Origin of the sequence: Kribbella solani (genome assembly GCF_014205295.1) — a bacterium.
Lineage (GTDB): Bacteria > Actinomycetota > Actinomycetes > Propionibacteriales > Kribbellaceae > Kribbella > Kribbella solani.
In genome coordinates, this window is sequence record NZ_JACHNF010000001.1 from 3,559,543 (window position 1) to 3,585,688 (window position 26,146).

25 protein-coding genes and 3 pseudogenes are annotated in these 26,146 nt (G+C 63.0%); 11 read left to right on the forward strand and 17 right to left on the reverse strand.

The features are described 5' to 3' along the window. The first annotated feature begins 509 nt into the window (after positions 1-509). From HDA44_RS16000 to HDA44_RS16015, 4 genes and pseudogenes are all read left to right on the forward strand, one after another. Entirely contained in the window at positions 510-1,496 is a 987-nt protein-coding gene (locus HDA44_RS16000) for an ATP-binding cassette domain-containing protein (protein ID WP_184835181.1), read from the forward strand. Positions 1,497-1,540: 44 nt separating this feature from the next. Then, entirely contained in the window at positions 1,541-2,323 is a 783-nt protein-coding gene (locus HDA44_RS16005; RefSeq protein WP_184835183.1) for an ABC transporter permease, read from the forward strand. Continuing rightward, positions 2,316-3,119, forward strand: coding sequence for an ABC-2 family transporter protein (locus tag HDA44_RS16010; RefSeq protein WP_184835185.1), 804 nt, complete (start codon positions 2,316-2,318; stop codon positions 3,117-3,119). Before HDA44_RS16005 ends, HDA44_RS16010 begins: the two co-directional genes overlap by 8 nt. A gap of 338 nt (positions 3,120-3,457) precedes the next feature. Further along, a pseudogene (locus HDA44_RS16015) lies at positions 3,458-4,694 on the forward strand (IS701 family transposase). Positions 4,695-5,156: 462 nt separating this feature from the next. Here the strand turns inward: HDA44_RS16015 and HDA44_RS16020 are convergent. The 7 genes from HDA44_RS16020 to HDA44_RS16050 form a co-directional block, all read right to left on the reverse strand. After that, positions 5,157-5,846 (reverse strand): aminoglycoside phosphotransferase family protein, encoded by a 690-nt coding sequence (locus HDA44_RS16020; RefSeq protein WP_337906038.1) that lies wholly within the window; start codon positions 5,844-5,846, stop codon positions 5,157-5,159. Positions 5,847-5,940: 94 nt separating this feature from the next. After that, a complete protein-coding gene (locus HDA44_RS16025) occupies positions 5,941-6,558 on the reverse strand; it encodes a hypothetical protein (protein ID WP_184835189.1) in 618 nt (205 codons plus the stop codon). Positions 6,559-7,085: 527 nt separating this feature from the next. Next, the gene (locus HDA44_RS37245) at positions 7,086-7,649 is read right to left on the reverse strand and encodes an HAD family hydrolase (RefSeq protein ID WP_337906039.1); all 564 of its coding nucleotides are present in this window, start codon (positions 7,647-7,649) and stop codon (positions 7,086-7,088) included. 250 nt (positions 7,650-7,899) lie between these two features. Beyond that, the gene (locus HDA44_RS16035; RefSeq protein ID WP_184835191.1) at positions 7,900-8,718 is read right to left on the reverse strand and encodes a 2OG-Fe(II) oxygenase family protein; all 819 of its coding nucleotides are present in this window, start codon (positions 8,716-8,718) and stop codon (positions 7,900-7,902) included. A 25-nt stretch (positions 8,719-8,743) separates the two neighbouring features. After that, positions 8,744-10,417 carry an urease subunit alpha gene (locus HDA44_RS16040; protein WP_184835193.1) on the reverse strand — a complete coding sequence of 558 codons (1,674 nt, stop codon included), beginning with the start codon at positions 10,415-10,417 and terminating at the stop codon, positions 8,744-8,746. Beyond that, positions 10,414-11,127, reverse strand: a complete 714-nt coding sequence (gene ureA / locus HDA44_RS16045) for an urease subunit gamma (RefSeq protein WP_184835195.1) — start codon at positions 11,125-11,127, stop codon at positions 10,414-10,416. Before ureA ends, HDA44_RS16040 begins: the two co-directional genes overlap by 4 nt. A 36-nt stretch (positions 11,128-11,163) precedes the next feature. Then, complete coding sequence (locus tag HDA44_RS16050; RefSeq protein WP_184835196.1) at positions 11,164-11,511, reverse strand: hypothetical protein; 348 nt, start codon at positions 11,509-11,511, stop codon at positions 11,164-11,166. 4 nt (positions 11,512-11,515) lie between these two features. On the opposite strand from HDA44_RS16050, the gene HDA44_RS16055 reads away from it, so the two are divergent. Next, positions 11,516-12,142, forward strand: a complete 627-nt coding sequence (locus tag HDA44_RS16055) for a hypothetical protein (RefSeq protein WP_184835199.1) — start codon at positions 11,516-11,518, stop codon at positions 12,140-12,142. Positions 12,143-12,145: 3 nt separating this feature from the next. On the opposite strand, the gene HDA44_RS16060 is transcribed toward HDA44_RS16055, so the two are convergent. Then, positions 12,146-13,213 (reverse strand): hypothetical protein, encoded by a 1,068-nt coding sequence (locus tag HDA44_RS16060; RefSeq protein WP_238352464.1) that lies wholly within the window; start codon positions 13,211-13,213, stop codon positions 12,146-12,148. Between the two features lie 915 nt (positions 13,214-14,128). On the opposite strand from HDA44_RS16060, the gene HDA44_RS16065 reads away from it, so the two are divergent. Beyond that, complete coding sequence (locus HDA44_RS16065) at positions 14,129-15,055, forward strand: DUF3644 domain-containing protein (protein ID WP_202887388.1); 927 nt, start codon at positions 14,129-14,131, stop codon at positions 15,053-15,055. A gap of 1,268 nt (positions 15,056-16,323) precedes the next feature. Next, complete coding sequence (locus tag HDA44_RS37250) at positions 16,324-16,635, forward strand: hypothetical protein (RefSeq protein WP_238352465.1); 312 nt, start codon at positions 16,324-16,326, stop codon at positions 16,633-16,635. Between the two features lie 227 nt (positions 16,636-16,862). Here HDA44_RS37250 and HDA44_RS16075 read toward each other — a convergent pair whose 3' ends face one another. The 5 genes from HDA44_RS16075 to HDA44_RS16095 form a co-directional block, all read right to left on the reverse strand. Next, entirely contained in the window at positions 16,863-17,891 is a 1,029-nt protein-coding gene (locus tag HDA44_RS16075) for a polyprenyl synthetase family protein (RefSeq protein ID WP_184835205.1), read from the reverse strand. Next, positions 17,888-18,904, reverse strand: a complete 1,017-nt coding sequence (locus HDA44_RS16080) for a terpene synthase family protein (protein ID WP_184835207.1) — start codon at positions 18,902-18,904, stop codon at positions 17,888-17,890. The genes HDA44_RS16075 and HDA44_RS16080 overlap by 4 nt, the downstream gene beginning before the upstream one ends. A 17-nt stretch (positions 18,905-18,921) precedes the next feature. After that, the gene (locus tag HDA44_RS16085) at positions 18,922-20,274 is read right to left on the reverse strand and encodes a cytochrome P450 (protein ID WP_184835209.1); all 1,353 of its coding nucleotides are present in this window, start codon (positions 20,272-20,274) and stop codon (positions 18,922-18,924) included. Between the two features lie 353 nt (positions 20,275-20,627). Next, entirely contained in the window at positions 20,628-21,422 is a 795-nt protein-coding gene (locus tag HDA44_RS16090; RefSeq protein ID WP_184835211.1) for a hypothetical protein, read from the reverse strand. A gap of 194 nt (positions 21,423-21,616) precedes the next feature. Further along, complete coding sequence (locus HDA44_RS16095) at positions 21,617-22,081, reverse strand: NUDIX domain-containing protein (RefSeq protein ID WP_202887390.1); 465 nt, start codon at positions 22,079-22,081, stop codon at positions 21,617-21,619. Between the two features lie 231 nt (positions 22,082-22,312). Here HDA44_RS16095 and HDA44_RS16100 point away from each other — a divergent pair, with 231 nt between their 5' ends. From HDA44_RS16100 to HDA44_RS38900, 3 genes and pseudogenes are all read left to right on the forward strand, one after another. Continuing rightward, the gene (locus HDA44_RS16100; RefSeq protein WP_184835213.1) at positions 22,313-23,140 is read left to right on the forward strand and encodes a phosphotransferase family protein; all 828 of its coding nucleotides are present in this window, start codon (positions 22,313-22,315) and stop codon (positions 23,138-23,140) included. Between the two features lie 306 nt (positions 23,141-23,446). Then, positions 23,447-23,539: pseudogene (locus HDA44_RS38895) on the forward strand (DeoR family transcriptional regulator); the annotation flags it as partial. Between the two features lie 65 nt (positions 23,540-23,604). Next, positions 23,605-23,844, forward strand: a pseudogene (locus HDA44_RS38900) (hypothetical protein); the annotation flags it as partial. On the opposite strand, the gene HDA44_RS16110 reads toward HDA44_RS38900, so the two are convergent. From HDA44_RS16110 to HDA44_RS16120, 3 genes are all read right to left on the reverse strand, one after another. Continuing rightward, positions 23,754-24,083, reverse strand: a complete 330-nt coding sequence (locus HDA44_RS16110) for a hypothetical protein (RefSeq protein WP_184835215.1) — start codon at positions 24,081-24,083, stop codon at positions 23,754-23,756. The pseudogene HDA44_RS38900 and the gene HDA44_RS16110 sit on opposite strands and share 91 nt — an antisense overlap. Before the next feature lie 169 nt (positions 24,084-24,252). Further along, positions 24,253-25,050, reverse strand: coding sequence for a hypothetical protein (locus HDA44_RS16115; protein ID WP_184835217.1), 798 nt, complete (start codon positions 25,048-25,050; stop codon positions 24,253-24,255). Then, positions 25,047-25,226: a hypothetical protein gene (locus HDA44_RS16120; protein ID WP_184835219.1), complete on the reverse strand. Its 180-nt coding sequence runs from the start codon at positions 25,224-25,226 to the stop codon at positions 25,047-25,049. The genes HDA44_RS16115 and HDA44_RS16120 overlap by 4 nt, the downstream gene beginning before the upstream one ends. A gap of 237 nt (positions 25,227-25,463) precedes the next feature. Between HDA44_RS16120 and HDA44_RS16125 the strand changes: the two genes are divergently transcribed. Then, the gene (locus HDA44_RS16125; protein ID WP_202887391.1) at positions 25,464-25,724 is read left to right on the forward strand and encodes a cupin domain-containing protein; all 261 of its coding nucleotides are present in this window, start codon (positions 25,464-25,466) and stop codon (positions 25,722-25,724) included. An 84-nt stretch (positions 25,725-25,808) separates the two neighbouring features. Here the strand turns inward: HDA44_RS16125 and HDA44_RS16130 are convergent, their stop codons facing one another. After that, the gene (locus HDA44_RS16130; RefSeq protein WP_184835223.1) at positions 25,809-26,060 is read right to left on the reverse strand and encodes a hypothetical protein; all 252 of its coding nucleotides are present in this window, start codon (positions 26,058-26,060) and stop codon (positions 25,809-25,811) included. Between the last annotated feature and the right edge of the window lie 86 nt (positions 26,061-26,146).

A 26,146-nucleotide genomic window follows, 5' to 3' on the forward strand; every position in this document is an offset into this window, starting at 1 on the left:
TCCGAGCATGTCGTGCCAGGGATCTGCTCATGCTGCGGGCCGAAGCACGAACCTCAGCACCGGTCGGTGTCCGAACGGTCGATCGAGCGGCATCCCAGTCGGCCATGCTGGCGCTGGTTGGCGCGCATCGGCAAGGCGGCGAGCTGGGAGTTGAAGTCCGCCGGCGAAGAAACAACGGCCGCGCAGGAACGAGCCTCCAGCTAGGGGTTGACCGACTCGACCAGGCCCTTGGCCAGGGGTGTCGGCCCGACTGCATTAGGCGATCCGTACTCCCAGAGTCCCGCGCAAGACAATCATCGCCTCGGTTAACTGCAGCCGCCCGTTGCGCGGCTGACCGACCGCGGACGCGCTGTCCCACACCCCGGCCCTAAGCACATGGTGCAGGCCACCGATCACCGCCCTGGAATGCGTCGAGTACCTCGGGCGGGGCAGGCTGATCCAGAGCCATCGTGTGAAGAGACGCTCTGCTGGAGCTGCCGCTGATCTCCCGCTGCTCTAGATTGGGCAGTGTGCCAATAATTGAGGTCGCCGAGCTGAGCAAGGACTTCCGAAAGCCGCAGCCGACAACTGGTCGACTCGCTGGTGTCCGGCAACTGTGGGCCCCGACGCGCATGGTGCGAGCGGTCGACCGGGTTGGTTTCACAGTCGATCGCGGGGAGATGGTCGGCTACTTGGGCGCTAACGGTGCCGGCAAGTCCACCACAATCAAGATGCTCACCGGTATCGTCGTACCCACCTCGGGCACGGTGAGGGTCGACGGTGTCGTGCCTTGGAAGGATCGCAAGAAGCATGCCCACAACATAGGGGTTGTTTTCGGGCAAAAGACCCAATTATGGTTCGACCTGCCCCTTCGCGTGTCGCTGGAAACCATTCGCGACCTCTATCGGATCAGCGCAGTAGAGTACGCCTCGCGGATCGACGAGTTCAACGAGGTACTGCAACTCAAGGACTTCCTGGACACACCGATCCGGTCATTGTCGTTGGGGCAACGGATGCGCGGGGATCTTGCCGGCGCAATGCTCCATCGCCCTCAGGTCCTTTACCTCGACGAGCCCACGGTGGGACTGGACGTTGTCGCGAAACAAGCCCTTCGTGACTTTATTGCGGAGCAGAACCGGGCACATTCCACCACGGTGATGATCACCACGCACGACATGGACGACATCGAGCAACTGTGCAAGCGCATTGTGCTGATCGACCGTGGCCGCGTTGTTTACGATGGTAATCTCAGCGCTTTGAAACGCCGATATCTGCCTTTCCGAGAGGTGGTGATCACTCCAGCAGAGGGCGCGGGCAGGACGCTGATCCGAGCGGAGCGAGCTGATCGGCTCGAGAACCCGGATGGAACAATCTCACTTCGCTTCGACCCCGAACAGACCAGTGCCGCAGCCGTGATCGCGCAGGCCATCTCGGCGACCGAGATCGCTGATCTGCACGTGAACGAACCCAAATTGGAAGATGTTGTTCGCCTGATCTATGCCGAGGCCGCAAGGTGATCGAGGCGCCTCGGGCCGGCAGCACCCAACGACCTAGTTGGGTCATGCCGTGGTCGATGATCCGGCTTGGCGCCAAGAACGCGCTGTTCTTTAGGGCGAACGTCGCGCTGTCGACGGTTTCGGTCGCATTCCAAGCAGTCCTGCTCGTGACCGTGTGGCGTGCCGTCTATTCCGGTCGCAGCCACGTCGCAGGCATTAGCGCGGCCGACGCAGTCAGCTATGCAGTGACCGCAATGCTGCTATGGCACGTCGCACTACCCTGGCAAATTTCGTCGATCCCCGGGCGGGTGCACGAGGGAACCATTGCGACGGACCTCATCCGTCCCCTTGGCATTGTGGGACAGAGCCTCCTGCAGTCCGTCGGAGGAGTTGTGGGCGCGATCCCAGGAGCCATTGCCGGCCTGGCTATCGCATTTGCCCTGGGCGGGCTGACACCGCCAGCGACCGCCGGTGCAATGCTTGGATTCCTTCTCACCAGTGCGCTCGGCTGGCTGCTCGCCACAATGCTGAATCTCGCGGTATCGATGGTAGCATTCTGGACGACTGACACTCGCGGACCGTTCTACGTCTACCGCGCCATCGCCAGCTTTGCCTCCGGAGCTCTGGTTCCGCTGTGGTTCATCCCGGCGTCGCTCCGTCCACTTCTCGATGCGCTGCCCTTCGGATTGCAGGTCTTTGCGCCGCTGCAACTCTGGCACGGGCAGGTGCCGCTCGGCGGGCTCTGGGGCGTCCTTGCGGCACAGGTCTGCTGGTTGGCGGCCACCGCAGCGATCGTCGCCTTGATAACTTGGCGTGCCTTGCGCAAGGTGGTGATCAACGGTGGCTAATCTGCTCCGCGACTTCTGCATCCTGCTTCGTGTGGCGTGGTTAATCGAGCTTGAACACAAAGCTAATCTCTTCATCTCGATCGTCGGCGCGCTGGCCTTCAACGCTGGGCAGCTTATCTTCATTGGAGTCCTGCTTCACGCGTTCGGTTCATTCGCCGGATGGACTCCGGCCGAAATGATGGTGCTATTCGCAATCCGCATGGCGAGTCACAGCGTGTACGCCTTCTTCTTCCGCAGGATGATCGATGTCGACCTCGTTGTGCACTCAGGTGAGTTCGATCGCTACCTGCTACGTCCGGCAAATCCCTTCTTGCAACTCCTGATGCGCCGCTTCAATCTGCAGCAATTTGGCGACGTGATCATTGCCGGTGCGATCCTGGCCCTGGCCCTGCCCCAAGCCACAATAGCTTGGCATCCGCTGCTCGCTCTTTGGCTTGTCATCGCGATCGCTGCTGGGGGAATGTTGGAGGGTGGTCTCCAACTCGCTCGCGGCGCTCTGGCGTTTCGACTGCAGAACACGCAGTCTCTGACGGGTCTGATCGACGCTATCTTTGGGACCTACGGGAATTTTCCGTTGCAGGTCTTCGGTATGGCCGGATCCATCCTGTTCACAATCCTGGTGCCTTTGGCCTTCGTCGCGTGGATTCCAGCCGCCATGGTCACGGGCCGGGTAGAATCACTGTGGTTTCCCGCATGGTTAGGGTGGCTCAGCCCGGCGGCAGGAGTGTCGTGCTTGGCAGCGGGAATTGCGTTCTTCACTCGACAATCTCGGCACTATTCGAGCCCCGGCTCCTGAGCGCCAGTCGACGACGCGAATTAGATCCCCTACACCCCGCGATGCGATCGCAGGAAGCAGCATCGCCGTACCCGATGATCATCGGATTGGGCCCGGAATGGCTCGCTGCGTCGGTTGGACGAAGCCGACTCACTGAACACCGTGCCGATGGCGCGACTCCCCTCAAATAACGTGCCCTCGTACGACAGCCGCAGTTCGTGATCTGACGATGTGGCGGTCGCGGACGCGAGGCGGTCACCGCTAGATGATCTCGGGTTGTGCGGACTAAACAAGATCGCGCGGTGGCCGCGGGCCAAAGGATAAACGCGGGTTGTTGGCGGACGGAGTTCGAAAGGTTGATGGCGCGGATCGCGCCCCGCTTCGCCCGGTTGGAGTCGCGGCGGCTGGAGCGAGATGCGGTCGCAGGGTTGATGTCGGGGTTGGCGGTGAAGACCCGCTGGACGGTGGCTGAGCATGTTGGTCACGACTCGCCTGATGGTCTGCAGCACCTTCTGCGGAAGGCGAAATGGATACCGATGGTAGTGCGTGACGATCTGCGCCGGTATGTCGTCGAGCGGTTCGGCCAGACCGATGCCGTGTTGGTGGTGGACGAGACGGGCGACCTCAAGAAGGGCGCCCACACCGCTGGGGGTGCAGCGCCAATACGCCGGGACCGCTGGACGGATCGAGAACGTCCAGGTAGCGGTCTCCCTGACCTATGCCAGCGCTGACCGGCACGCGTTGATCGACCGGGAACTGTATCTGCCGCGGGTCTGGGCTGACGACGCCGCCGTCGCGAGCAGGCCGGCGTCCCAGCGAAGGTGAAGTTCGCGACCAAACCAGCGCTGGCCAGCGAGATGATCGCTCGCGCCTGGACGCTGGCGTGGCCGCGCTCTGGGTTGCCGGTGACGAGGTCTACGGCGCCGACCCGAAGCTGAGTAAGTCCTTAGAGGATCGGGGCGTCGGGTATGTACTCGCGGTCGCATGCAGCCACCAGGTCCGCGCCGGCGTCGGCAACATTCGGGCCGACGAAGTCGGTGCCAGCCTGCCGCGCCAAGCCTGGCACCGGTTGTCGGCCAGTGACGGATCGCAGGGGCCGTGGTTCTACGACCGGGCCTGGATCAGCATCGAACGCGCTGATGCTCAAGGGCAGTGTGGTGAATGGTGGTTCCTGATCCGCCGCAACAACGCACCGGCGAGCTCGCCTACTACCGCTGCTGGTCACCGACACCAGTTCCGCTGCGCGAACCGGTCCACGTCGCCGGCCCCCGCTGGAGGATCGAGGCTCGTTCCAAGCCAGCAAGACCCTCAGCGGGCTCGACCAGCACTAGATCCGCCGCTGGGATGTCAGCTGGCGCTGACCATCCTCGCGACGCTCGCCTGCACCTTCCTCGCCGTTCTCTCCACGACTGAGCGAGCCAAAACTCAATCCCGCCTGGCCGGATCGCGTCAACCCGCGACGAGATCCACCACCTTTTCAGCACGTTCGTCGCCGAACCGGCGGGACACCGGCTGCACTGCTCGATCTGGAGACGCAGACACCAACACGGAACTCGAACCAGCCACCACCAGCGCCGACATGCCAACCCAGCGTGACGGTACAAACTACGGCTGTCGCACTAGGGCCTGGTCGACGGGCACGTGCCGAGTCCGGCCTGGTGGCAAGCATGGCCAAGATTGCTTCGTGCGCGATGCCGGCAACGACTCGTGGCTTTACGTCCGCAGCGGTGGCAACTCCGCTCGATGCCGACCATCGCGTTCAGGAGTTCGTCTCAGGTCGGCAAGATCCGTCGATGCGGGACTACTTGTCGCGTGCGTGACCGCGGTTTGCGCTCACCCAGGCGTGCTCAAATCGGAGTTCGGGCCAGCGTGCGTCAACCAAGTCAGGCCTGCAAGAACTTCGCCTTCACACGCCGCCACTCGATCGGGCCGCGGGGGCAACAACAGCAGGCCCCGTTTCGGCGCCGCAGACCAACCGCGCAGACTACCGCCGTACGCCACCCGGCCCGCAAACCGGAGTCCAACTGACACCCTCTGCGGCCCGATCGAGGACTTGTATCAGTGACCATGGGACAGCGCAGCCTCGAAGACCGGGCGATTGGCCGAAACATACCGCCTTTCTAGCTGCGACCACTCGATCCTAGATTCCACCTGCTCACGACTGGCGACACCCGGACACGGCAGATCCAGGAATCGGCGCCAAAACTCGACGTTGCGCGCCTGCCGATCCAGTATCGCATCCACGACATCGCTCCTCAGATCGGCGTCCAGACCGTAAGCGTCAACCAGCAGTCGGACCTGGCTGGCCTGCCGTTCAGCCTCAGGCGCACTCTGCTTCGACGACACGCACCAGGTCCACGCCATGTAACCGACATCCTCTAGCGGCTCGCCAGGAGCGGCCATATCAAAATCAATGAACGCTATTGGTTCTTCATCTTGAAATATGGTGTTATTCGGGCCAGGGTCATGATGGCAGACAACCGACCGATCTGCAGCCAATGCGCTCCCCCGGGTGGCATCGTGAAAGCCTCGAAGCAGCCTTCCCGCCGCCGCCACCTGAGCATCGGCCCAACGCTCAAATCCGCGGACCGAACCCTCGATGAAAGTGAAGGTGTCCCTGCCGAGATCGTCGAGGCCAAGATGGCGCGGCGCGCCCTCGAATCCCCGAACCTCCAACAATGCAAGCAAGTCCGCAATAAACTCCGACGCGTCCGACGACGGCCTCCGCACCGTTTCACCGACCCGCACGACACCCTCGGTGAGCCTACCTCCTGTCAAAGGTATCTCAACCTCCGCCGACTTCGACAAACCAACACCTCCACCAATTTAGGGTTAGAAGCCTTTATAGACCAGCATACAATCTCAAAAGCTCTGGATAATTTGGCACGTCAGGGTTCGTCACATGAATCCAGTTTCCGCCGTTCGACTTCCCCGTGTGATGCAACATCACGCGACGAAGAAAAGTCTTCATTGCCTGCAGTGCCGAATTCTCCTGTTGGCCACACATCATTATCAGGCGAACACGTTTGCCCACCAAGTAGTCTTGCATCCGAGGATGGAGATCCGGCCTGTTAGTATATCGATAGAACGCCATATAGTCCTCGACAGATAGCACATGCTCAGTCGACATGGTCTCTTCGAAACCCAAGGCCAACGACACGCACTGAACTATCTCGACGAGTTTAATTTCACCCCGCGAGGCAATGCGGGGTGCCAGTTCCACCAGACGGGCCTGGCACGACGCACCATCAGTAATCGGCCATTTATACCAGGAAAACGCATCAGCCTCTGCACCTACATGCCGCCGAGCCAGTTCCGCACCGTAGATCGTATTCTCGAAGTTCGGTGTGAAATTCAACTGCACTTCCGAGTTCACAAATCCTGCCAGATGCATGCAAAAATCACCCGCAAGCTTGCCGTCAACGACGCTTGTCGCGCCGCCCAGCGCGTCAGGCTTCAAGAAAATCGGAACGATGCTCCAATGTGAAACTATAGTCATACTCGCTACTTTCCCCTGCACCATATTCGCTTACACGGCCGCGAGACCCTCGGTGAGAGCGAGCAAGCCAATACGTTACTCGCACACGCGCTCTCCGCTGTGGCGCAACACGCCGGTCCAGCGATGATCCGTGGCATCCTCACGTACGACCCGAGGACCTCGTCATCGAGCAATGGTCCGTGAACAGTTCCCAGGTCTTGACGGTGAACGACCTGAGGGCGATTGGAATGCGGACCGCCACTCGGCGTCTTCGACAGACCGTCAGAAAGAACCATCGACTGACTGACTGATGCACCTCCCATCCGGACTGGACTTCGGCACCCTTAGTGATCTCTGCGCCCCTCAGTCATCGTCGGTCCCTGCAGCCGCCGAACCTCGCTCGCGAGAACTTGCCTGGAGCCTCAGACGCCCTGTGACGCCACCACGTCACCGTCGAACCAGCAGATCGAGTTGCCAAGGACGGACGCGTGCCGACGGCCTGCGACACCTCACGCCATTATCGACTCGATTAGCCGACGCATCTCGAGTCGACCGGCCATTCTAGGGAAGCGACGGGCTACCAGGCCAGACTCCGCTGCGGCCAGGACATTTCTTGCCCGATCGTCAATAAAGGCGACGGACGACGGAGGAGATTGCACGGCGTGGCACAACGCGGCGAAATAGCTCGGATCAGGCTTAGCGTATCCGACGTTACAAGATGCTACGACTACATCGAAGAAATCCCGCGAGTACGAGCCCATCATGCTCGCAAGGCGCTCCTCAACTTGATTCGTCGCGAGAATTACTCCATCAAACCTCCTTCGCCAACGGCCCACTTCCTCGATGATGCCAGCATCGACCTTGACGGCACAATGCCGCGACGCGATGAGCTTCGCAAACTCTCCTACGCCGTTGGAAGCACTCCATTTCTCAACCTCCGCCGCAAAGCCGGGCGACGTCAAGAAAGGCTCCTCGAGCTCCGCGATCGGTATCGATACCGAAGCCTCCGGAAGCAATTGGCCGAGGTGACTTCCTTCTTGCAGAACACCATCAGCATCCAAAGCTAGCCACACACCAAATCCCCATTCCTTGCCATCATTCGAAAGTCACGCAACACCGCTTCTCGCATCACTCTATGATCACGACGGACGCACCACAGCCCGCACGGAGGGCCAGGTCGCAACGGACAGCTCAATCTGGGGCAGAAATACCGGGGTCCCGAGAGCGGTCCTCAATTCCCCGGTGGGGTGCATCGACAGGAGAACTGCATCATCGCCACCAGCAGACTTCTGGTAGCTTTGGCATGGCCCATCGCTCTCTCCATCACGAGACTCCCCTGGGAGCCGGCGGAAGGCCGAACATAGCACCGTTAGTGCGCGCGATTTCCGAGATATCAAGTTCCGTCTGGTCACCGCTGGCGTACGGCGTCACCACGCGGTCGAGCGGTGGATTGACCAGAAAGAGCACCGTCAGGCGGCGGCGCAGTCGATGATTACGTACCTGGTGATACAACGGTGGAATGTCGCCTCCCGTCATTGCAGTCAACAGACTCCCAGGCATCAACAGTATGCTGCCTGGGTCGCAGCGGGCGGCGGTCATTTCGCCATCCAACTCGGTCTCGAGGCCCGGACCATCGGTGTTGGCCAATGTGATCAAATGACCATCCTCGTGCCGATCCTGCAGGAGGTCCCGGTCGCTTTCGTGATACCAGTTTATCTCGAGGTAAGACGACCGTTCGAGATCCAGAGCATGTGGCTCGCCAGCGTAATACCCCGCGAGCGCTGTGAATAGATCCTCGACTATCTCCGCCATCACGCCCCAATATCCGCTAAGCGCGTTGATGAATGGCTTGACGCTGTCCGAGTCTGCGTTTGGAATAGCTTTTGGCGCGTCCGCCCAGTATGTAAAGCTCTCATTCATGTCGGGTCGATTGGGGTCGACAGAGTACTGGCGGCCGTACGGACGGAACCCGAAGTTGAAATCTTCACTACCGTGAGATAGCTTTACGTCCTCTTTCTGCATAAAGAACCGAGCGGCCTCACGACGCAATGCCGCGAGCGACCGTGCCGCGTGACCTTGAAGGACGATGTCCGCTTGGGCCCGCGCGCGGAGCTTGCCAAGGATATCCGCACCAATAGTCATTGCAATCTCCTATTGGGGTAGTCGATCAGAAGTAATAGAGCCGGCTGAGTGGAACCGACTCACTTGCCGGAGAAGTGACTGGGACGCCGTCCAGAGTTACGCGGTGAGTTTCGGGGTCGACTTTGACCTCCGCGAGTCGATCGTTGCGCAGCATGTCGGTCAGTCCAATCGTCCGAGTACCACGAACCGCGACCCTCCGACGACGTGACGGGAGCTCGTCGTCGGCATTGTCAATCGCGGCCTGGCTGACGAACGCCACCGAGAGGTCGGCCGCAGTTTCTCCATAGGCCCCGAACTGACGACCCAAGGTGAGCGGCTGGCACGTCTCAGTCGATGCGTTGGGATCTCTCGAAACTCCGAAAGCGGGATAACCAGCCTTGAGGACTAGATGGGGTTTCGCTCCAAAATACGCCGGGTGCCACAGGACGATATCGGCCAGGCGACCGGGGGTTAATGCGCCCACCTCGTGAGCGAGCCCGTGAGCGAGAGCGGGGTTGACAGTGAGTTTCGCGATGTATCGCAGAATACGCCGATTGTCATCTATTTCGTCAGAATCCGTGTCGAGAGCTTTCATCTTCGCAGCAACTGCGAAGGTTCGACGGACCGTCTCACCAACGCGGCCCATGGCTTGGGAGTCGGAGGATGTGATTGGAATCACGCCGAGATCATGCAAAACATCCTCTGCGCCAAGTGTCCCTGGCCGAATCCTATCTGCGATCAGGCGTAACGACTCATCGGCGGCCGAGGCGACACGGTGAACGGTGGCGATCATCTGAAGGTGCTCTTCGGAGGTATCCCGCGTGAAAGGCAAGCTAGGGTTGGTAGATGATCCGATGATGTTCGGAACGCCAGCCATCTCGAGGACGTTAGGCGCATGTCCTCCCCCGCACCCTTCTACGTGGAATGCATGGAGCGTCCGGCCAGCTATGACAGCCAGGGTTTCGCGAACGTACAGGGCTTCATTCAGGGTGTCGCTGTGCAATGCGACTTGAACGTCATATTCCTCGGCGACGTTCAAAGCCATATCGAGAACGCGAGCATTTGCCCCCATGTCTTCATGTACCTTAAGACCGGAAGCACCGCCTTCGACCAACGCGCGAACCAACCCCGAAGGATGGGAGCTTGAACCACGTGCTAAGTATGCGATGTTGACAGGCCACGCGTCCAGCGATCGCATGGCATGGCGCAACTCCCTGGGGACCGTCACACCACATCCCCATGTTGGACCGAAGTTCTGGGAGACCACGGTCGTCACGCCCGCAGCCAGGGCTGCGTCCAGGATTCGGGGCGAGACGAGATGAACATGACTGTCGACGACGCCTGGGGTCGCGATGAGTCCCTCACCGGGAATGACCGTCGTGCTAGTCCCCACGACGACTTCGACGCCGGCCAGCGTGTCGGGGTTTCCGGCGCGACCGATGGCGTGAATTCGTCCCTGCTTTACTCCGATAGACGCTTTGCGGATTCCGAGCACTGGATCAACGATGACTGCGTTGGAGACTACGAGGTCGCAAGTTTCGGTTGTCACCTCGGCCTTCATGTGCATTCCGTCACGCGCCGACTTCGCATACCCAGTGACAAATTCGTTGCCGGGGAGTTGAGAGTCCTGCGCCACGCGCAGAACGAGGCCGGTATCGGCAAGTTGAATTCGGTCGCCGACGGTAGGCCCATGTAACATGGCGTAGTCCGCTGATTTCATGTCGATTCTCCCTGGTCGGCATCCCGGCTGTTCGCACCCAGATAGCCAGCTTCTTCGGCGCGGTCGACTGCCTTCTGCTGCGCAGCAGGCGAATCCAGTGGGCCGTCGACCAAGCCGGCGAAGCCGATGACAATGCGATTGCCGCCGACCGGAGTCAGGAGCACACGCCGGGTACTGCCTGGTTCGAATCGCTCGACGGCGCCCACCGGTATGGCCAGACGGCGACCATATGCGGTCCGGCGATCGAACGCCAAAGCTCGATTGACTTCGAAGAAGTGGAAGTGGCTGCTCACGGCAATCGCAACGTTGCTTGTATTCGTCACCTGGATCTCAGTCGGGTCAACATAGGTAGGCGCCGCACGCAGAGGAGAGAGAACTGCCCCTGGGCCTGGCTCCGAAGCAGAGACGTCTTCGATAGGACGCGTGATGACGATCAGTTTGGTGCCGTCATCGAACGTTGCTTCGACTTGAATCTCGGTTAGAACGCTCGCGACTCCGGGTAGCACGTCGGCTGACGTGAGAACGTTACGCGCAGCTGCTACTGCTTCGTGCAGACGAGCACCATCACGGGCGGCTTCGCAAGCCGCATGCGCGATCAGTGCAGTCGCCTCCGGGATGTTCAGAGGCAACCCTCTCGCCCAACGCTCGCGGGCAAGGAGCGTGGCCAAGTAGAGTTGCAGTCGATCCTGCTCGGCGGGGGTCAGGTGCAAGAGTCCTCCATGCTTGGCTTGATAGAAGCAAGTCAGTCATTCGCCTATGACCACGCCACAGGATTTTGCGTGATCGCGAATCGCAGTTCGCGCACGTGCCAAATCCTCGAAGGCTAGCTCCGGCATCAGTGCTTGGGTGTAGTCGCGCATCGCATCCTCAGGAGAGACGGTGGATGTCTCTTTCCAACGCTGCGCGATGTCTGCCATGGTTCGCTCATCAGCAATTTGCAGTCCAAGCCGCGCCGCCGCTTCCTCGGCGGCAGGCGGATTGGTGAGATAGACATAGTCGCGCGCTCCGGGTTGTGGAGAAAGCACCTCAACATCAACCGCGGAGAAGACTCGTCGGCGGGCACCTGCGGCCGAGACCGTCTTCCAGCTCCTCATTCCGGTGGAGGTCGCCGAGTGGGAATGGCAGCCGGTGCAGTGGGCGACCAGCATCCACGATCCAGTCGGCCTCGAGCAGATCATCGGTCTTCCGGTGGCCGACCTCCTCGCGCAGACCGAGTGGTTCGAGCTCGACGGAGATCGGCTCGTCTCGCCGGAAGGCACGTTGATGATCGTCGAGTACGCCTGCCGGACGACACCGATGCCGGTTCTGGACTGGGTGGTCGAGAGCGAGAAGGAGTACCGGCAGAGAGCCAAGCCCGGTCGACCGACTGTCAGTCACGACAAGAGGCCGTACATGACCTCGCCTGAGTGGGAGTACCAGCTCTATCTTGAGCATGGCCGGCCGTTGCACGAGCTCCTTCGGTCCTGGTGCGGTCAGCGTGCCGCGACGATGCAGGAGCGCCTCGCCGCGGCCGAGGCTGAGGTACAACGCCTGGACCAGCTCGTCGTCCGCCTTGTCGACGAGTTGAAGCAGCACGGTCACCGCATGGCTGCGGAGATCATCGCCAGGACGTATGAGGAAGAACGGATCACGCCGGCGAACTACCGGCCCGTTGTCGACAGGCCGCTCAAACCGTCCGAGATCCCCGTGCGGTATGAAAGAGCGCCGCGTCGCTGGGGCCACTGACGCTCAGGGGCCGTAGCTGTTCCTTGACCCCATGAACGGCTGAAGGTCCTGGGCACGTGGCTCCGGTACCTGCGGAAGCAATGCGTCGGCGGCCAGGGGATCGATCCTGTCGGCCGTACGCTCGATTTGTTCGGCCCAGTCGAGTACCCGAGCACGCTCCTCCCCCTCCGTTCGGCTCGCCTTGTCGCGAACGGCCTCGGCGTACCGGCGTAATCCCTCGGCTTCTGACCACCGCATCCTCTGGGTGCGTATCGCCTCGTGTACGAAGTGCAGACGATACTGCTCTACGGCCTTGTCCCGGACGATCTCCCAGTTGCGGCGCCGCTCCTCCTGCCGCTTGCGTTCCTCCTCCTCGCGCTGCAGAAGACGGCCATGGCGCAGCCGGATCTCCTCAATAATCTGCGCGAGATCGTCCTCCAACACATGGTCATCGGTATCTTTCCACCTGCTAGCCCAGAACTCACCACCTTCTCCCTCCAGCTCGATCTCCAGGTGGTGATCGGGAACATCGTCGAGATCGGGAAACACATGACCGCGGCGGGCGCGTGCAAGTTCCCGCTCGGTCGGCTGATGCGGCTCTTGCAAGATGGCCTGCTTGAACCGCAGCACGAAATCGACGCTTTCGAGCCTGAACTGGACCGTGTCCGTCTGCACGGCGCCACGCGCGTACCGGTCACGCCTCGATGGCCCGCGCCTCGACACGCTGACTGTCATGCCATGCTCGCGGCCACCGACAACCAGCGCGTCGACTAGGCGCAAAGCGCGCTCCCGTGGTTCCCCGATCACTGCGAATTCCTGGCTGCTCATCAGGCGCGACGCAACGTCAGTCGGATCATGCAGTACCCGTGCAACCGGCAAGGGGGCAAGCACAGCGGTCTGCCAAGCAGGCAAGGGCTCCAGGGCGATCTCCGTCATGAACTCCCCGTGGTCCCGCCGATGACCAAAGGAGAGACACATCCCCTCAGGGATCCGACCGAACCGCTTCGCGCTAGCCGCGAGTTGACGATACCGCTGGAGCTCGCTGTACGGCACCAGTATCCGATGGCCAAGCGACTCCTTGAGCGACGCCATCAGCTGATCCACCGGGCCCGGCTTGCGCACTTTGGCGCGCTTCTCCCGCTTGCCCGCGGCGGGCGCTTCGCCGTTGGGCGCGCGGAGAGTTTGGTCCGTCGTGGGTGTGATTTCCCAGCTGGGTAGGCGCCATGTTCGAGGTAGTGGGCACCGTCCTCCGTCAACGACGCAATCCAATTCACGCCGTGGCCGCCGACCTCGAGCAGGCCACGATTGTGCAACGCTCGAGCAGTCACTCGATGCGAGAAGTCCTCGTAGACACCGTCCGCACAACCATCGCGCACCCACGCCAGCACCTCGAGCTGAACTGGATTCAACGGAGCATCACGAATCGCCATTGCCCCATCTTGGCGGACACAACTCTGCATAGCGATCCATCGAACACCGGTCGTGCGGCCCGACATTGTGTTCCGTGAGAGCTGAGCTGAGGAAGGCCGTCGTTGCGAGCTCGTGAACCGCGCCATGTAACGCTGAGTGGTTATCTCCGATTCACAGGCGAGGAGGTGACCACGCCGTGTTGCGGTGGGAGCAGTGGGAGAGTTCACGACAAGGGGTAGGTTCATCCGCCCGCCGGTGCTGAAAGCACGCCCGGCGCCGACGCAGAGAGACAGGGACGCCGGCGGCATCAGTCTTCGCACGGAGGTGGACTCGCCTGGAGACATCGGCAGCGCGTTTGTGCTACGGCGAAGTAGGCCGCTCGTGCACTCAGCGAGCAGCCGTCGACGGACCACTCCCAGCCACGCCGAGATACCGAGCTGGGCGAGAACGCTGGCGCTGAGGATGCCGTCGGCTTGCATTCAGCTCGCGAGACCTGACCGGCATCTGCCGACGATCGACGATTGACCGCATGTCACCCACGATCCGCAAAGCGAGGAAACACCTGCGATGGCACCGCCGCCCAGGTGGACAGCGACGTTGAAGGTTGCACAGGATGAGGCCGCTCTGGCTGTTCGGCGCTACAACGACGCCGCTGAGACACGCGGCTTCGAGGGGTTCGTCGTCCACATGCATCTCGCTTGGCTGTACCTACTCCACGCTCGTTTCATGCGCGACGGCGTAGACTTCCGCTATCGAGACCGCGACAACCCACGACGCTTCGTGAAAGTCGACGGCGGGTACAAATGCTGGGAATTGTCGCGGTGCGCCGAGGAGCGGTGGCAGGACGAAGCCGACCCAGTTCGGAACAACCTGGATTTCTTCATCCGACTTCGGAACCGGATCGAGCATCGGCACAAGAAGAGCGACGCCGAGCTGGCGCTGGCAGTCAGTGGCCATGCCCAGGCACTACTGCTGAACTTCGAAGAGGAGATCGTCGCGACGTGCGGCGACAAGTACAGCCTCGCTCACATCCTGCGCTTCCCCGCGTTCATCGGTACCTTCACCGACGACGGCGAGAAGACATTGCGCCGCCTGCGGGACAAGCTGCCCACAGACCTCAAGCGCTTCATCGCCGAGTTCCACTCCGGACTTCCGGATGACACCGGCTCAGACCCCCGGTTCGAGTTGCGTCTTCGCGTGGTGCTCGAGCGCGTCGTGCGTGATCCTGAAGCCCCTGTCGATGCAGTTCACGCGCTGGGACGACATGACCGACGCCGAGAAAGAACTCGTGGAGAAGATGGGCAAACGCGGGCAGACCGTGATCCGCGAGCAGAAGCGAGCCGTCGTCGGCCACGGACTACTGGGTGCCGGCGAAGCTGCGCGTCGGGTAGCCGCAGCGATCCCCTATCGATTCAACACCCGCCACTTCCTCGACGCCGGACGACGCAAGAGCATCCGTCCAGCCGCCGCTGCCAACGATCCACACCCGGAACGAACGGACGAAAAGTACTGCCTCTACGTTGAGCTGTCCAAGTCGTACGGCTACACGCAAGCGTGGGTTGACTGGCTCATCAAGAACTGCAGCACGTCAGCAGGATTCGAGAGCACAACGGGTCGAGAAGCGATGCCGAACGCGCAAGAAGCCCAGACATGTCATCGGCTTGCAGACTCGCCGCCCTCCACCACCACACATCCGCGGTCAGCCGCGTCGACCGGAAGGCCGCGAGTTCTGGGTGTGAGAACAGCCGCTGCCGACGGTCGCGTGGCTGGACCGACATACGCGCGAACCTACTGCCTAGAACCAGGATGGGTGAGATGTGGGAATCGCCGCCTCGACGCCTTCACCGGCAGTCGTTACCAGTCGCATGCCGCGGGATTCAACGCACCTCTTTACGCACCTCAATCAGCGCGAGAGGATGGCGGGCGATGAGAACCGATGCGAACCTCGCCACCCGCGAATCCCTTACCAGTAGGAGTTTTCGCGCATCATCGACAAGCGATGGTCAGCCTCAGGTGGAATTCAGCGGGTTCGGGGTTCGAGTCCCTGGCGGCGCACAAAAGCCCAGGCCACCACGGTGCCCTGGGCTTCTTCATGTCTGCGACGTCCCCTTTACGTTCCTCTTTGCCAGATCTCGGCCGCAGACTGAGCCACCACCTAGCGTCAACCGCTAACTGAGAGAGTCCGCCGACCTTCGCGCGATCGTGACTGTGCGTCACATCACATCGCTTCTCATTCTTGCCGACATCACGAAACAGGCGCGCCGCCGGCGTTGAGCTACCAACCACCACACCGGTTGGAGGCCTGACATGTCCAGAGCGCCACTGCCGATCGGAACCTGGGGAAGCATCTCCACTCGCGTCGTCAAAGCCGACGCCAAGGGCAAGCCTGTCAAACACCTCACCAAGGCCAACTTCCGCGACCACGACGGGCACGTCCGAGACATAACCGCGTTCGGCAACACCAAAGTCGGCAGCCGAGCGCAGACTCCTCCAGAAGCTCCAGGATCGCGCCAGGACCAAAAAATCCGGCGAGCTGACCGCGATGCACAAGGTCAACCACCTTCTCGACCTCTGGGAGGAGCTATTCGAGGAGATGGTCACCGACAACACCAGGTCACCCACCTCCCTGGACACCTCCCGCCGCGTCCTCAAGAACCACATTCGCCCCGCCCTCGGCGAACTCCGTATCGGCGAAGCCACCACCCCACGCATCGACACCGTCCTCGCCAAGATCAAGAAGAACGCAGGAGCACCGACGGCGAGGACCTGCCGCGGCCGTCCTGTCCGGCGCCATGAAACCCGCCGGCCGCTACGGCGCCCTCTCCGTCAACCCCGCCCGCGAAGTCGACACCATCGAAGGCAAGCTCAGGTCCCAACCCCGAGCCCTGACCGGCGAAGAAGTCACCCTCCTAAGGAGGAGCCTGTCTGCCGACGAACGAGCTGTCCAGGCCGACCTCCCCGACCTGACCGCCTTCATGCTCGGCACCAGCGTACGCATCGGCGAATCCCTCGCTAGATCACGAATTCATCAAGACGCTCGTGGCCACATCTACGACATCTACGACATCTACCCTATTACGGAAGCTCTTCTACGACGAGCGTGAGCACGAGGGACGTTCATCGCGAAGGTGAACCGCGGCCGCGGGGGCCTCAGGCTTTGTGCAATAGCCGGGTCCCGCACGTCCGCCATAAGCGACGACTGAAACCGGGCGATGATTGCCTTAGGCCACAAAGGCGGCGGATCTCGCGATTGGTGGACGTCGCCCATCGGTACGCCGAGCTACGGGAGTGGGTGTCTCTCGGATCCCGCCCCCGAGCTCCGGCGGTGTGGCTAGCTCTCCCGCCTGGCCGCCAGCCGGGCCAGGTTGCCCAGCTCGGCGATCGCCCGCGCCACCGACCTGGAGACTGGCGGGTCCGGCGAAGCGATCGACCGAAGATGACCGGGTGCGGAGGCCATCAGTTCGTTGGCACGGGCCTGGCAATGGTCTCTTGCTCCGGTCTTCTCGACCAAATAGGCGGCGCGCGCCAACTGCTCCGTTGTCAGCTCACCTCGAGCGGCATACAGCGCGCCGAACTCTTCACCTTCGGCTGTCCGGGACTCGAGTGCCGCGGCCACGGGTAGCGACTTCTTGCGTCTGCGCAGGTCGTTGAAGACCGGTTTCCCGGTGACTGCCGGATCCCCCCAGATTCCCAGCAGATCGTCGACGTACTGATAGGCGAGGCCTACCTCCGCACCGAACCGCCGCAGCCTGGCAGTCTGCTCCGGAGATGCTCCGGCAGACAGGCCACCGAGTTCAGCTGCGCAGCTCAGCAGAGCCCCGGTCTTCCGCTGGGCCATCGCCACACAATCGGCATAGCGGATCGTCTTGCAGGTCTCGAACTCGCAGTCGGCCAGTTGCCCCTCGATCAGTTGCTGAACCGTGTCCCCGATCGCACGGGCTGCCGCACCGGACTCGGCGACTGCCTGGAAGGCGAGGCTGAGCAAGGCGTCGCCTGCCATGATCGCCGGACCTGTCCCGAAAACCGACCATGCTGTTTCCCGGTGTCGGCGGGTGCGGTCACCGTCCATCACATCGTCGTGCAGCAAGGTGAAGTTATGGACCAGTTCTACGGCAACCGCCATCGGGATGGCCGGCCCAGCCGTCCCGCCGACAGCCTCGGCCGCCAGCAGCGTGAGCGTCGATCGGATCAACTTACCGGAGCAGGCCGAACTGGGTGCGCCGTCCTTGTCGGTCCAGCCGAGGTGGTACTCGCCGATCCGTCGAGTCGACGTCGGGAGCGTCGCGACTGCCTTGCGCAGGGCGGGTGTGACCAGCTGCCGGGTCCGCGTCACCGCCTCGGTCCCGGCGTACGCGGTCACGGGCGCACCAGTCCTGCGTCGGTGCTCAGTCTCATGCCGTCGGCGATCAGGTACCGGTCGGTGTGATGCGACCAGTCGAGATTGCCACGCATCCACGAACGCATTCCGGCCACGAACGCCGAGGCCGTCGCGACCTCGGCCGACGTCAACCCGAACCACGCATCGATCAGCTCCTCGAACTCACGCTGCGCCGCGTCGAACTGCGCCACCTGCTCCGCGACCAGCTCCCAGGCGATGGCAACCGCGTCCTGATGGCCGACTCCATGCGTCCGAGCCAGGACCAGTACGCCGTTGGTCGTCTCGCCGGCGGCCAACTCCTTGGGCAACGAGACAATGTCGTTGACCCAGACAACGACATCGGAAGCCCGGTTGTACATGGCAACCAACGGCTCTGATTCGAGCAGCAGGGGTAGCACCTCTTGCCCCGCAACGACCTCTGCGAGATCAAGCGACGGCGTGATTCCACCGGATGCCCGGCGCAGTTGCGTGTACTGAAGCTGGTGCGGCGTGTGCCCGTGTTCCCGGTTGAGAGCCTCATACTTGAAGGCGGCCAGGAACTGGGACATGTGCAGGATGAAGCGATCCCGCCACGCCCTGCTGCGACCCACCGCCAGGCACTCCCACACCTCACCCAGCAGAGCATCCAGCCGAGTGACGGCCGGGCCACTTTGCCCATCTTTACCCAGTACGGCGAGAATCCGCGCGCAGACCGCGTCGTAGTCGCCGACCGGCCCAGCGAAGCAGTCATCGATCACGAACGCCCAGGTGAACCAGCCCGCGACCGGCACGATCCGGTCCGCCTCGATCGTCGGGTAGGCCCGCGCGATCAGTTCACCCAGCCGCGTCTTCGCCAGCCGGCGACGCGCTCGCGGGTCGTCAAGTACGTCGTACCGGTCGGCCCAGCTCAAGATCGCCGCCTCGATCCGCTCGGCGTACGGGGACAGCGCCGGCTGGATCCGGAACAGCGGATGATCCGATGGCGGATCGAGACGCAGGACAGCAGGTGACGTCACGCAGGTTTCCATCGCGATCAGCGGCTTTCGACGGTCATCGGCAGCGTGCCCACGGACAGCTCTGCCTTGACCAAGGGCTTGAAGGTGTGGCCCGGGACCGCTCGCAGCCGCCAGCGGGCGGCGATGGACGCGATCGCGATGGTCATTTCCTGGTTCGCCAGCACGTCCCCGAGGCACTTGCGGCTACCGCCGCTGAAGGTGATGCAGGCGCCGCGCGGCATCGCCCGCACCGAGTCCATCGTCCACCGTTCGGGGACGAACGCGTCCGGGTCGGGGAACAAGGACGGATCGCGGTGCAGCGCGTAGGGGCTGAACAGAATGCTCGACCCAGCCGGTACGGGATAGCCGGCGAGGGTCGAGTCCTCGACGGCGCGCCGCGTGATGAACCACACCGGCGGGTACATCCGCAGCGCCTCGTTCACAACCATGTTCGTGTACGGCAGGTTCGCGAAATCTTCGTAACTTGCGGTCCGCCCGCCCAGTACGGCGTCCACCTCGGCATGCAGTTTCGCCTCGGCCTCCGGAGTCTGGCTCAGCAGCCAGAACGCCGACGCCAGCCCCGACGCCGGGGTCTCGACCCCGGCCGCCAGGATCGTCATCAGCTCGTCGCGGACCTGCTCGTCAGTCAGACCGACGCCGTCCTCGTCCCGGCCGGCCAGCACGATAGACAAGATGTCGTCGTGCTCCAGGCCGTCGGCGCGGTATGCGGCGACCATCGTCGCGATCACGTCGTCGAGCCGCTGAAGGGCTTCGCGGTACTCACGGTTCGCCTTGATCGGCAGCTCGTGCAGGAACGGTACCGGCAGGAACATGCGCCGGTAGACGCCGTGCCAGACCTTCGGGAACGACCGCTGCACCTCGGCGATCGCCGCAGCACCGACTTTGCTGTCGGAGAACATGGCCTGCGCGGTCACCCGGGTGGTGAGCCGGCTCATCTCGTCCAGGATCGTCACCTGCTGACCTGGTCGCCAGGAGTCGATCAGCTCGCCCACGTGGTTCTGCATCACCTGGGTGTACTGCGCGAGGCGGTCCTTGCGGAACGCGGGCTGCAGGAACGAGCGCTGCCGCTTGTGTGTCGTGGCGCTGCAGGTGCCGACTCCGTCGCCAAGGATGATGCGCATCTTGTCGATGAACTCGCCGCCCTTGTCGAAGGTCCGGGGGTTGTGCAGCAACTCCTGGATGACCTCGTGGGTGCAGGCCATGTAAGCGGTCTCACGACCGAGCTTCACCTTGACCAGATCACCCTCGTGGCGCAGCGACGGCAGATAGTTCAGTGGGTCGCGGAAAATGTTCAGGGCGTTGCCCAGGACCGGAACCGCCCCGGGCGCATCACCGAGCCGGTACGGCTGGTCGACAGAAGAAACATTCATGACAACTCCTTCGGATGATCAGCTACGCCACATGCGGTAGACCCACTTGGCCTGCGGCTTGGACGGAGTGTAGGCGAGGACGAAGCCGATCCTCGACAGGCGGCACGGCCGCGGAACGCGATCCCCCAGGCTTCGGGCACCGCGTTGCGCTGCCCGAATCCCGCGGTGACCCCGATGCTCTTGAGCCCAACGGCTGCTGGGCCTTATTACCCGAAACGGCACGTTCAGCACGATCGACGACCTGACCGCCGGATGCCTCGAAGACTTCCTTTCGTTCGAAGTGCCAACTCCCCACCTTGGTCGCCCTCACCCGTGCCCGGAGCCGACTGCGATCGCCGCAAAAGCCGATGCAATCAGAACGGATGTTTGGTCCAGTTGGTGCGGATGTCGTTGATGACGGGTGTGGCTGAGAGGAGCTGGTCCCAGCCGGCCTCTGTCATGCTTTTCTTCCAACGCAGCCTGCCGTTCAAGGCCGGGACGTGCCTCGACAGGCCGTGTACCGTCTGGATCGCGGTCTGTACGACAAGCCGGATCGAGTTCGCCGCATGATGCGACTGCAGCGAAAGCTTCCCCGTTGGGGTCAGATCGACCAGCCCAGGCGTCTTGGCCGGCGCGTTCGCCCTGTCCTGATGGGCAAACCCGTGCCGGACCTTGACGACCGCATCGAGAGCCTCAGCGGCTGCCGTTCCGCGATAGACGGTCGTCGTCCCACGCCAGTTCGTACCCGTTCCGGACAGTTCCTGCCAGCCACAGGTGACCTGCAGTTCCCAGTCCGGTCGCGGATCATAGTGGAAATAGGTCCAGAAGAGTTTGGCAATGTTGTTCGAGCTCGGCGTCTGAACAATCCCTCTACTGCCCTCGATCGCGTACCACGGCCGCCCGACCAACGCCCCCGGCGCATGCCCGCGAGCGCGGATCGCCAGGTCTTCACAAAACGCCTCCAGCGCACCCACCGAAGCCACCACCACCGCACGATTCAGCGACTTGTGCGCGGCCGGAGGCTGACCCGCGCCGGTGCGATTTCCCGCTCCCCGACGACGAGCGGCCAACTCGGCGTTGCGCTCCTCCACGATCCCGAGCAGCCTGCTCGCATCAGTGAGGTACTCCGGCAAATTGTCGAGCGACTCTTGCAGCGGATGCGCAGCCATTAGGCCATCCTGAGGCCACCGCTGCCCCGCGGCAAGTCACGTACGAAAGGAGCCCGGCGGCGGACCTGCAAGCCCCGTCAACCACCGGACGTCGTACCCCTCGCCGGGCACGGCCTCGCAGCGCACATCTCAAGAGATCGCCGAGCACAACGCCCGAATGTGGCCGGGTCCTCAGGTGTAGCTGGTTGCCCGAGCTATTCGCCAGCGATGAGTTGGGACAAATTCTCCTGGACGTCGCTCGGGTAGATGCCTAAGGCATCGAGGTCGGGAAGGGCTGTCCAGACCAGCTCGTAGCTGTTGTTCTTGCTATGAGCTGCTGCTTCGTCGCCGGACAGGTGAGCGGTTCCGGCGACATTGGCCATGAGGAAGTAGTAGGCGAGCCGCCCGTTGTGCGTGCTGGTCCAGAGCAGTCGATCGATCTCGGCGGTGAGTGTGGTCTCCTCTTCGAGCTCGCGGAGAGCAGCTTCCTCGGGTGTCTCGCCGGGTTCGATGTGCCCGCCGGGGATAACGGCGTAGTGGTGACCCTCGCAGTCTGGGCCTGTGGCGTCGCCGGCCTTACACATCACACAGGCGTCGGCGTGATTCTGCCGGAGGTAGCGCTTGATGATGAGTACTTTGCCCGCGTCGACTACGACCGCGGCGGCTCTCGGGATCGACATGTGGTGGAGCATGTCATCGGGTTCGGACAGTTTCTCGCTCTGAACACAATGCTCTACTTCGACTAGTTCGAAAATCCTTATCGCCGCAAGCCGATGGCGAATAGGCTGGGATACATGACCGACGGCGACTGGAGGGATGGCGGGTTCAGGCAGCGTCGGCCCTCCGTCGAGACTCTCGCGTGGGTTGCGGCGGCGATGGGCGGGGGCAGTCGCGTCGTTGGACATCGCCGAATGACCGGTGGCGTCTGCTCCGCCGTACATCGGCTGACCGTCGAACGACGCGGCGTACGAACGTTCGTCGTACTGCGGCAGTACCCGAATGGGCTTGGTCTGCAGGAGCCGCTGGAGAAGGAGATCGCCAACCTTGGCGTAGTCGCGGGAAGCGGGCTGCCGGTTCCGGGCATCCTTGCTGCTGATGTCGCCGGCGCTGCGACCGGAGGCTCGCCGTCGTTGCTGATGACACGGCTACCCGGGCATGTTGACCTCAACCCGGCGGAGCCTCGATCGTGGCTGACGCGGATCGCGGAGATTGCCGTATCGCTGCATTCCCTCGATCTCCCCGCGAAGACATTCAGACCGTGGACGGATTCCTGGATCGCGCCGCGAGACGGGTTCCGGGTACCGGCCGACGCGCGGAAGCCGGCTGTGTGGAAGGCGGCGTTCGGCGCCATGTCAGCGCCGCCGCCGAAGGACACTGCCGTCTTCTTGCACTGCGATCTCCTGCCCGTCAACCTACTGTGGTCACGCGGGCGGATCACTGGGCTGACCGACTGGAACTCCATTCATCGAGGATCGCGCGCGATCGACATCGGGCACTGCCGGCGGTACTTGGCCGCGCTCTACTCGCCCGACTGGGCCGAACAGCTCCGGTCACTCTACGAGTCCATGGCCGGAGTGACTCTCAATCCATGGTGGGACCTGTACGCCCTGCTCCACTACGACGACACCGGATCAAAGTGGATCCGCGGCCAAGTCGCCGGGCGTCGACCCGTCGACGTACCCGGCATGACCGCCCGCGTCGAAACCGCCGTCGAGACAGCGTTACAGCGCCTCGGATAACTGCAGCCCCCTGATTGCCCTTCCGATTCGGTCCGGAGCGTCACGCCCGAGCTCTTGACCTGCCGTTTTGCGTGCACTATTCGGCCGGTAGGTGGCTCGGGTGCGGCCGAGGAGGGCGCTCCAGTCTCGGAGGCGTCGGAGGGCGAGGGTTAGGTCTCGGTGGAAGGCGAGGGCTCGGGCGAATTCCTCGTCCGGGTACGGCGGATGGATGGTGCCGTGTTCGCGGATGAAGGCGGTGGGGTCGAGGCCTTCGCCTCGGGGTGGGTCGGAGGCGGGGCGGGCGGTTGAAGCGACGTCGACCGAGCAGCGTCCGAGCTGTCGGCCTCCGTCGCCACCATCCGGCGTGATCTCAACTATCTCGGCGACAAACGGTTGCTGACCCGTACCCGGGGCGGCGCCGTCCCGAACGACATCAGCTCGTCGAGCACGCCGAACGCGTCGTCGCCGTCGCCGACAGCTCGAAGCTCGGCCGCCGCGTGTTCTCCCAGATCTGCAAGCCGGACCAGATCGACGTCCTCATCACCGACGCCGCCGCTCCCCCGAACCTCCTCCGCCAGTTCGAAGACGCGGGCATCGACGTCCGCGGTCTGACCCTCGCGGCTCCGGGTGGAGGTCAGTCGCCTTGGAGATGGAGTTCGGTGTACGGCTCCGTCGAGCAGCGTTCGCCGAGGTGGTGGACGGCGGCCAGGAGCACGCGCTCTTGATCGTCGGTGGTGAGCTTCCGCTCCGTCTCCACCTCCTCGAGGAGCTGGGGCATTTCCGCTGCGGTGAGGATCAGATCGCCATACGGATCGACCCGGCTCAGCATCGGGAGCTTGCTACGTTCGCAGATTCTGGCGAACACATCATCCGTGTCCGGCACAATGTCCAGCTGAGTCAGCCGCCGGCGCTTCGAACTCGTCCCGGGCCGGCTCACCTGTTTCAGCACGACATCTACGCCCATGGTGACAACACCCTACCGAAGCGGTTCACGGTGCACCCGACGGGAAAGCCGGGATTACCTTGCCCGTACGAATCACAACTCGGATGTAGTACTGCGCTTCGCTCGTCGCCGTTGTCCCGATCGACGACGGGACCGGTAGAGGGTCATGCGCGGCCGACGAGGCCGAGGGTTACCAACCTGGGCTTGCGGGGAGTGTTGGCGGTGGTGGCGCGGCTGGGCGGTTGGGGCGCTTCTCCGCGGTGTATCCGGTTGGGTAGTTGAGGCCTGGGTGGCTGCGTTTGAACCAGGCGACGCAGTCGGCCGGAGTCTTGATGTCGCTGTCCCGCCACGTCGCTACCCAGTCGGCGAACACGTTCGTCGTCGGGCCTTTCAACCAACTCGTGGACGGCACCAGGTGACCTGGATTCCCTGCCGGAGCGGCCGGCTGGATGGTGCGCCCCAGAGAGGTCTTGCCACGGATCACTGACCCGACGGCGGCTCCTCGTCGCATGAGCAGTTCGCTGGTCGAGAGATCGAAACCTGCGCCGAAGAAGTCACCGGTCGAGCCGTCGAAGTAGAAGGTGTCCCAGCTGTCTACACAGAAGCGTACGCGCATCTCATCGTTGGTCACCGTCAGAGAGCGAATCAAGATGCGATCCGTGCCGCCGATCTTGGTCGTACCTTCGGCCCCAACCAGACCATCCATGATCGCCTGCGTCGTCGCCTCGGCGAATCCGGGATAAGAGACGCGGGTGTCTTGGTACAGATCGGAGGACTCCACCCACGCCCGGGCCGCAGCCGCATCAGCGGACTGCAGCGAGACGCCGGGAGCGGCGGACCAGATCCACGATCGTGGATAACCGAGCGTCGGCTGCACGGCGCTCAGCGGCTCTTCCTTCGCGCCCAGTACGGAGCACCCTGCCAACAAACCGGCGACGGCGATCGCGAGAGCGCTCCTGAAGCGTGCGTGACCCCTTCGGTTCCTCAACCGATGCCTACCTTTGTTCCGAGTTCTTCGCGGTTCTCAGCCCGTCGTTTACTGACCGCATCGTCGTAGATCTGATGGTATTGCGCCAGGTACTCGGTGCGGGCATGTGTTGCCCCAGGCACCTTGTCGGCCGCCTCGCCGTAGGTGGTCGCCAGCCAGTTGTAGTCCCGCTCCAAGAACTCCGCCGGCGACCTCAGCCGTGGCGGCTCACCGTCCGCGCGAATCTACTAGCCGGTGTCGTGCTGACCCGGCAGGCTGGTGAGGCGCTGGCGGCTGGCTGTTCGGGGGCGGCGGGTGCACAATTCTGTTAGCGGGGAGGGATGGATATGAGTGGTGAGCAGGCGGGGGCGGGGACTCGTGGGGTGAGGGTGGAGTTGTTGGCTTCGGTTGAGCTTGGGGGTGAGATTCCGGGGATGGATGGGCGTCGGCTGCGGATGCGGATGGTGACGATCGAGCCGGGTGGGGTGTTCGGGCCGCTGCATGATCATGTTGGGCGGCCGGGGACCGTGTACGTGCTCGAGGGGACCATTACCGATCATCGGGACGGTACGGCGACGGAGTACGGGCCTGGGCTTGGGTGGCCCGAGGACCGGAACACCGTGCACTGGCTGGAGAACCGGGGCACGGTGCCCGCGGTCGAGATCTCGGTCGACGTCGTCGAAGCGGCGGACTAGCTCGACGCCCGCGGTACTACGTCGAACCTACTGAGCTCGACGCCCGCCGTACTAGCTCAAACGTACTGAGCTACCGCCGTTGGGCTACCTCGGGACGAGCCACAGTTGCCATGGGTCGTTGGCTCCGGGGCCGGTGCCCTTGCAGTAGTAGGAGGACCAGTCGTTGGGGCGGACTTCGAGTTGCCATCTGCCCTGGCCCAAGCAGTGTTCGAGGGTTGAGTAGTAGCCGCCGGACTGGGCGGGGCCGCCGGCATGGGCCGGCGTGACGACCGCGACCGAGGTGGCGGCGGTGGCGAGCAGCATGGTCGCGGCGGTGAGTACTCTTCGGCTCTTCATATAGGTGCACCTGTCTGTCGGCAGTCTGACTGCACCAGCAAAGCCGGTACGCCCGTCCGCGGACCACCCTTTCGAGAGCTGTCGAA